The sequence below is a fragment of the Flavonifractor sp. genome, from assembly GCF_019422385.1.
GTDB lineage: Bacteria > Bacillota > Clostridia > Oscillospirales > Oscillospiraceae > Flavonifractor > Flavonifractor avistercoris.
On record NZ_JAHZDL010000114.1, the window covers coordinates 1 to 6552 of the forward strand.

General features: G+C 68.6%; 6 protein-coding genes. 3 read left to right on the plus strand and 3 right to left on the minus strand.

What is annotated here, in order from left to right; translation table 11 throughout:
• The coding region (locus QZ378_RS11755; RefSeq protein WP_291258403.1) for an NlpC/P60 family protein at positions 1-580 on the minus strand (580 nt) is incomplete at its 3' end.
• A gap of 104 nt (positions 581-684) precedes the next feature.
• Here QZ378_RS11755 and QZ378_RS11760 point away from each other — a divergent pair.
• Complete coding sequence (locus tag QZ378_RS11760; RefSeq protein ID WP_191380114.1) at positions 685-1665, plus strand: WYL domain-containing protein; 981 nt, start codon at positions 685-687, stop codon at positions 1663-1665.
• Between the two features lie 59 nt (positions 1666-1724).
• Here the strand turns inward: QZ378_RS11760 and QZ378_RS11765 are convergent, their stop codons facing one another.
• Both QZ378_RS11765 and QZ378_RS11770 read right to left on the minus strand, forming a co-directional pair.
• Positions 1725-2153 (minus strand): RNHCP domain-containing protein, encoded by a 429-nt coding sequence (locus QZ378_RS11765; RefSeq protein WP_191380113.1) that lies wholly within the window; start codon positions 2151-2153, stop codon positions 1725-1727.
• Positions 2154-2385: 232 nt separating this feature from the next.
• Entirely contained in the window at positions 2386-2718 is a 333-nt protein-coding gene (locus QZ378_RS11770) for an ArsC/Spx/MgsR family protein (protein ID WP_291258404.1), read from the minus strand.
• A gap of 98 nt (positions 2719-2816) precedes the next feature.
• Here QZ378_RS11770 and QZ378_RS11775 point away from each other — a divergent pair, with 98 nt between their 5' ends.
• Entirely contained in the window at positions 2817-5147 is a 2331-nt protein-coding gene (locus QZ378_RS11775; RefSeq protein WP_291258405.1) for a sugar phosphate nucleotidyltransferase, read from the plus strand.
• A 251-nt stretch (positions 5148-5398) separates the two neighbouring features.
• A partial coding sequence (locus QZ378_RS11780; protein WP_291258406.1) for a ribonuclease J occupies positions 5399-6552 on the plus strand: 1154 nt, incomplete at its 3' end.

Sequence of the window (6552 nt, forward strand, 5' to 3'; positions counted from 1 at the left end):
CCAGCCGGGCGTCCCGGTAGAGGGACACCCCGCAGAAGAACCAGGCCATGAAGGTGAGGCCAGAGCAGTCAATCCCCAGGGGGGACTTGCCGCCCCAGCGGTACTGGGTGCCCAGGTAGGAGCGAGCCGCCTCCACCGCCCGCTCCCGCAGCCGCTCCTCCGGCCAGTCTGGCGGCGTCTCGTAATATTCTGTCAGAAGGCTGCGTTTCGTATAGCCCTCCCGGCCGTCCGGGAGGGCTATTTTCTGCCAGCCATCCTGTGCCTCTCCCAGGACGGCGGCCAGGGAGCCCCGGGGCAGGGTGTCCGCCACGGGGCGCTCCACCTCCGGGCCGCAGAGCACGTCGGCAAAGGGGGCGCGGAGCAGCAGCTTCTCCCGCCCCGCCCAGCTGCCGGCGGGGCGCAGGCACTCCCGCCGGGCCCAGCCCTCATAGCGGTAGGCGGTGCGCACCCTGCACCAGCCGGTGGACAGCTCCTCCAGAATGTCCGCGCTCCAGCCGCACAGCAGCTCGTCAACCCGCTCCGCGCCGGCGCTGGCGGCGGCGTAGAGGGGGCATAAAGGGACGGATACCACAAATTCCATACAAAACCCTCGCAATCTGTTCCAAAAGCTGATATACTATAAGAAAGTCCGTTTTATCGGACAGAAAATCCGCTACTCTGAGGACAGGAAAGGGGGAGAGGCGTATGCCCCGCAGCGCCAATCAGAAGCTGAAGCTGCTCTGCCTTTGCAAGATCCTGTGGGAGCGCACCGACGAGGAGCACCCGCTGACGGTGCCGGAGCTGATCCAGGCCCTGGAGGCCTGGGACATCAGGGCCGAGCGCAAGAGCATCTACGACGACATGGAGGCCCTGCGCACCTTCGGCCTGGACGTGCAGAACCGGAAAGGGAAGGCGCCGGGCTGGTTCCTGGGAGAGCGGCCCTTCCAGCTGGCGGAGCTGAAGCTGCTGGTGGACGCGGTGCAGTCCTCCAAGTTCATCACCCAGCGCAAGAGCCGGGAGCTCATCCGCAAGCTGGAGTCCCAGGCCAGCGTCCACCAGGCCCGGCAGCTCCAGCGGCAGGTGTATGTGGATCGCCGGGTGAAGAGCATGAACGAGAGCGTGTACTACACCATCGACAAGCTCCACACCGCGATTGCAAACCGGAAAGCCGTGACCTTCAAATACTTTGAGTATAACGTTCGGAAGGAGAAGGTGTTCCGCCGGGAGGGGAAGCGGTACATCGTCTCCCCCCTGGGCCTCATCTGGGACAATGAGAACTACTACCTGGCGGGCTATGACCACCACAGGGAGGAGCTGCGCCACTACCGGGTGGACAAGATGGCGGAGCTGGCGGTGACCTGCCTGCCCCTGGAGGGGGTGGACGGGGAGCTGGATATCGCATCCTATGCCCAAAAGCACTTCGGTATGTTCTCCGGCCGGGAGGGGCAGATCACCCTCCGGTGCGCCAACCGCCTGGTGGGGGTGGTGCTGGATCGCTTCGGCCGGGAGGCCATGCTGGTGCCCGACGGGGCCGACCACTTCACCGTCACGGTGCCGGCGGTGGTGAGCCCCCAGTTTCTGGGCTGGATCTTCGGCCTGGGGGACGGGGTGCGCATCCTCAGGCCCGACTGGGCGGCGGAGGAGATGAGACGGCAGCTGGCCGCCGTGGCGGCGCTGTACCAATAAAACAGGGGCCCGGAGCGGATCGTCCGCTCCGGGCCCTATTTGACTTGCAAACCGAGCTCCTACAGGCCGGTGGAGCCCTCGCCGCCCATGAGGGCGGTCATCTCCTCAATGCGCTCCAGCGGGAAGGGGGGCGCGGACAGGGGCTTCATGGCGATGGACATGAGCTTCATGGGGTTGTCATCCGCCGCCACCCGGTTGGACGACAGAGCGCCGCACCGGCGGCAGCGGTGGACAATGGCCCACTCGCCGTTCTTCCGCACCCACACGGCGATGGCGTCCATCAATCCGCCGCAGTCGGCGGAGCGGTCGCCGGGCTCCACGTCCAGGTGGAGGCTGGTCAGGCAGTTGGGGCAGTGGTTGCGGTGATCCGAGCCCGCGCCGGCAGAGACCACCGGGCGGCCGCAGTGTTTGCAGGTAAAGCTGTCCGTGCAGGGGTGGGTCTGATAATATCCGCGCTCGTATTGCTTGCGCTTGTTGATCCGGTTCATGGGAAGATTCCTCCTGAAAGTAATGATGGAAATACTTCCGGGAGGGCGGTGGTCATTTATACTGCGCACCAGCCTCCCGGCTAGGCGCAGGCCACCGAATCATATCTCAGCTCCAAAGATAACGCTCCTTTATGGTCAATTGGGTGTGGCGGCATCTGCCACGGGCCTACCATAGCACGGCAGGAGCGGCTTGTCAAGCCCCGGAGCGGGGCGGCGGGGGCAGGCCCCCGCCCTACGACCAAGTTTGCCACACCTCGGGGTGGTAGCCCACGGTGGCCTGCCTCCCGTTGCGGACGATGGGGGTTTTCAGCAGCCGGGGGTCCTCCAGCAGCTTTTCCGCCTTGTCCGCGTCGTAGGCCAGGTAGCTGAGCAGGGTGGCGTCGGGGTGCTTGGGGTCGATGAGGGCCTCCAGCCCCACGGCGTTCATCACGCTCTTCAGCTCGCCGGGGCTGATGCCCACCTTCCCCAGGTCGATGGACTGGAACCTGATGCGCCGCTCCTTGAACCACCGCTCCGCCTTTTTGGTGTCAAAACATTTGCTTTTTCCGAAAATCTGGATGTTCATAGCACATTCCTCCGGGCTTTTGTGGATCATATTGTATCACAGGAGGGGCATTCAGGCAATAATAGGGGAAACTGTGTGTGAAAGGATGTTTCCCAACCTTGAAAGCGATCATCTTGGCCGGGGAGCGGGAGGAGGGGTTGTCCCCCCTGACCCTGGAGCAGCCCCGGTGCCTGCTCCCCCTGTTCGGAAAGCCTCTGCTGGCCCGCCAGGCCGAGCATCTCCGCCGCTGCGGCGTGAGGGAGATCGGGGTGGTGCTGCCCCGGCTGGCCGGGCTGGTGTCGGACGCCCTGGGGGACGGCGGGGAGCTGGGGGTGCGCTTCACCTGGCTCACCCGGCGGGAGCCACTGGGCGCCGCCGCCCTGGCGGGCAGCTGCCGGGACTTCTCCGGCGAGGAGGACGTGCTGGTGCTCCCGGGCGGGGCGGTGTGGGATGGGGATCTGGGCGCGGCCCTGGCCCTCCACCGGGTGCGGCCCTCCGCCGCCACCCTGCTGCTGGCCCGCCGCCCGCCCGCCTCCGGGCGGCCCCTGGTTCTCACCGACCAGGAGGGCCGGGTGGAGCGGCTGCTGGCCCACCCGGCCGGCGGGCTGCTGTCCAGCCAGGCGTACACCGGTGCCTGCGTGCTCACGCCCCGGGCTCTGGATGCCCTGCCGGAGGGGGCGGACTGGCCCCTGGAGCGCCTCTTTGCCACCCTGCTGGAGAAAGGGGAGGCCCTCTGCGGCGCGGCCGCGGAGGGGGCCTGGCGGGAGATCACCGATTCCGCCTCCTATCTGGACACGCTGGCCGACGCCCTGTCCGGCAGGCTCCGCCTGTGCTGGGACGTCCCCCGGGCGGCCCCCGGGGTGTGGAGCGCCTCTCCCCTTCCCGCCGGGGTGCAGGTGGTGCCCCCCTGCTACCTGGGCCCCAATGTCAGGGTGGGGGAGGGGAGCCTGCTGGGCCCCCACGCGGTGCTGGAGGAGGGCTCCGCCGTGGGCCGCCGGGCGCTGGTGCAGCGCTCCGCCCTGCTGGGGGCGGAGGCGGGGAGCCGCGCCACCCTGTACGGCGCGGTGCTGGCCCCCGGCGCGAAGGCCGGGGCCGGTTCGGTGCTCAACGAGGGGGCGGTGCTCTCCCACGGCGCGGCGGCCGGGGAGGACGCCATTCTCCTGGAGGGGGTGGCGGTGTGGCCCCGCCGCCGGGTGCCGGACGGCGCCCGGCTTACCGCCGCCCTCCGGGACGGGGGCGGCGCCCTCCCGCTGGCCTTCGGGCCGGGGGGAACCCTGACCGGCACCGTGGGCGGGGAACTGACGGCGGAGCGGCTGCTCCTGCTGGGCTCCCTGCTGGGCCGGGAGGGAGCCCTGGGGCTGGGCTGGGCCGGCGGAGCGTCGGCCCGGATGCTGGCCCAGGCCGCGGGCAGCGGCGCGGCCGCCGCCGGGGCCAGGGTGATCTCCCACGACGCCCCCTGCCCCTCCGCCGCCGCCTGGCTGGCGGAGCAGTGGGCCCTGCCCGCCGTCCTCTTTGTCCGGCAAGAGGGGGAGAAGGCGGTGCTCCACCTCTTTGACCGGCGTGGCCTGCCCCTGGGGCGGGAGCGCCGGCGCAGGCTGGAGGGGGCCCTCCTCCGGGGCCAGCCGGGCCGTATGCCCGCCCTGGGGGTGGGCCGGTGGGAGACGGTCTCCGGCGTCGGGGCCTCCTACGCCGCCGACGGGGCCCGGCGGGCCCGGCTTACCCGGGCGCCCCTGCGGCGTCTGGAGGTGTCGGTGCCGGGAGAGGCCCCGGCCGACCGGGTGCTGGCCCAGGCCCTGGAGAGCCTGGGCTGTCAGGTGCGGCGGGAGAGCCGTCCCGGCGTGCCCGCCTTCCAGACCCTCCGGGGCGGCTTTGCCCTCACCGCCGTGGACGAGGAGGGGGAGGTGCTCCCCCCGGAGGAACTGCTGGCCGCCGTGGCCCTCATCGAGTACGAGAACGGCGGGGGGCGGGTGGCGGTGCCCGCCGACGCCCCGGCGGCCATCGACACCCTGGCCGCCGGCTACCACGGGGGCGCCCTCCGGCTGGGCCGGGACGGGGCGGAGGCGGAGGCGCGGTACGGGGAGCTGCCCTGGCTGCGGGACGGGATCTTCGCCGCCTGCCGCATCTGCGCCCGCCTGGGCATGACCGGGGAACGGCTCCGGGGCCTGACGGGGAAGCTGCCCCGCTTTGCCATCTGCCGGCGGGAGGTGCCCCTCCGCCGGGACGGGGAGGAGGTGCTGGCCCGGCTGCTCCGGGAGCTGCCCGGGGCCCGGGCCGCCGGGGAGGGCCTGCGCCTGCGCCAGGGGGAGGGGTGGCTCACCCTGTCCCTCCGGGCCAGTCCCGCCGTCCTCCGGGTGGTGGGGGAGGCCCGCACCGCCGAGCTGGCCCGGGAGCTGTGCGACTTCTGCGCCCGCAAGGCGGAGGAGGCCGCCCGGCCGGGCCCGGAAAAATAGGAGTATACTTTTTGGAAAAAGTATGATATACTGTAGAAACCTATCATGGCTTTATGCGCGGATTCGCGCTTGAATAAGCAGGACACAGAGAGCATACGGGCGAGGCGGTGGAGCGGCGTCCCCCTTTTCCGGCGAGGCAGGGCCGGAACGGGTGGGATGCTGTGCCGCCTTGGTTTTGTGCGCCCGCACTCCTGTGCCCTTACATACCTATCCCTATGGATATAGAATTGAAGGAGTGTTTCAAGACATTTATGGCTGAAAAACTGAAAATCATCTCCCTGGGCGGACTCAACGAGATCGGCAAGAATCTGACCGTCTACGAGTACGGCGGGGACATCATCATCATCGACGTGGGCATGGGCTTCCCCGACGACGACATGTACGGCATCGACGTGGTGATCCCCGACTTCACCTATCTCATCAAGAATAAAGACCGCATCCGGGGCATCTTCCTCACCCACGGCCACGAGGATCACATCGGCTCCATCCCCTATCTGCTGCGGGATGTGAACGTGCCCATCTACGCCACCCGCATGACCGCCGGGCTGGTGAAGCTGAAGCTGGAGGAGCACCGCCTGCTGAACAAGACCAAGCTGATCACCTGCGAGGCCGGCGAGGTGGTGAAGGCGGGCAAGTTCACCGTGGAGTTCATCCACGTGAACCACTCCATCGCCGACGCCTGCGGCTTTGCCATCAAGTGCGGGGTGGGCACGGTGGTGCACACCGGCGACTTCAAGATCGACCCCACCCCTATCCAGGGCGGCATGATGGATCTGGGCCGACTGGGACAGCTGGGCAAGGAGGGGGTTCTGGCCCTGCTGGCCGACTCCACCAACGTGGAGCGCCCCGGCTTCACCAAGAGCGAGCGCAGTGTGGGCGACTCCTTTGACGCCCTGTTCCGGGGCTGTCAGCAGCGGATCATCGTCACCACCTTCGCCTCCAACGTGGATCGCATCCAGCAGATCATCGACGTGGCGGCCCGGTACGGCCGCAAGGTGGCGGTCACCGGCCGCTCCATGGAGAACGCCATGAAGGTGTCCACCGAGCTGGGGTATATGAGCATACCCGACGGGGTGCTGGTGGATCTGGCCCACATCAAGAGCCTGCCCAAGCACAAGATCTGCATCATCACCACCGGCAGCCAGGGCGAGACCATGTCCGCCCTCACCCGCATGGCCTTCAACACCCACCGGCAGGTGGACATTCAGGCCGGCGACCGGGTGATCATCTCCGCCTCCGCCATCCCCGGCAACGAGAACTCCATCGGCAACGTGATCAACGAGCTCTACCGCAAGGACGCCGAGGTGGTCAACGAGCGGCTGGGCGCCCTCCACGTGTCGGGCCACGCCTGCCAGGAGGAGCTGAAGATCATCCACGCCCTGGTCAAGCCCAAGTTCTTCATCCC

Coding starts and splice junctions, on each gene's coding strand:
- QZ378_RS11770 (WP_291258404.1), bottom strand. CDS start 2,718: ATGAACATCCAGATTTTCGGAAAAAGCAAATGTTTTGACACCAAAAAG.
- QZ378_RS11760 (WP_191380114.1), top strand. CDS start 685: ATGCCCCGCAGCGCCAATCAGAAGCTGAAGCTGCTCTGCCTTTGCAAG.
- QZ378_RS11765 (WP_191380113.1), bottom strand. CDS start 2,153: ATGAACCGGATCAACAAGCGCAAGCAATACGAGCGCGGATATTATCAG.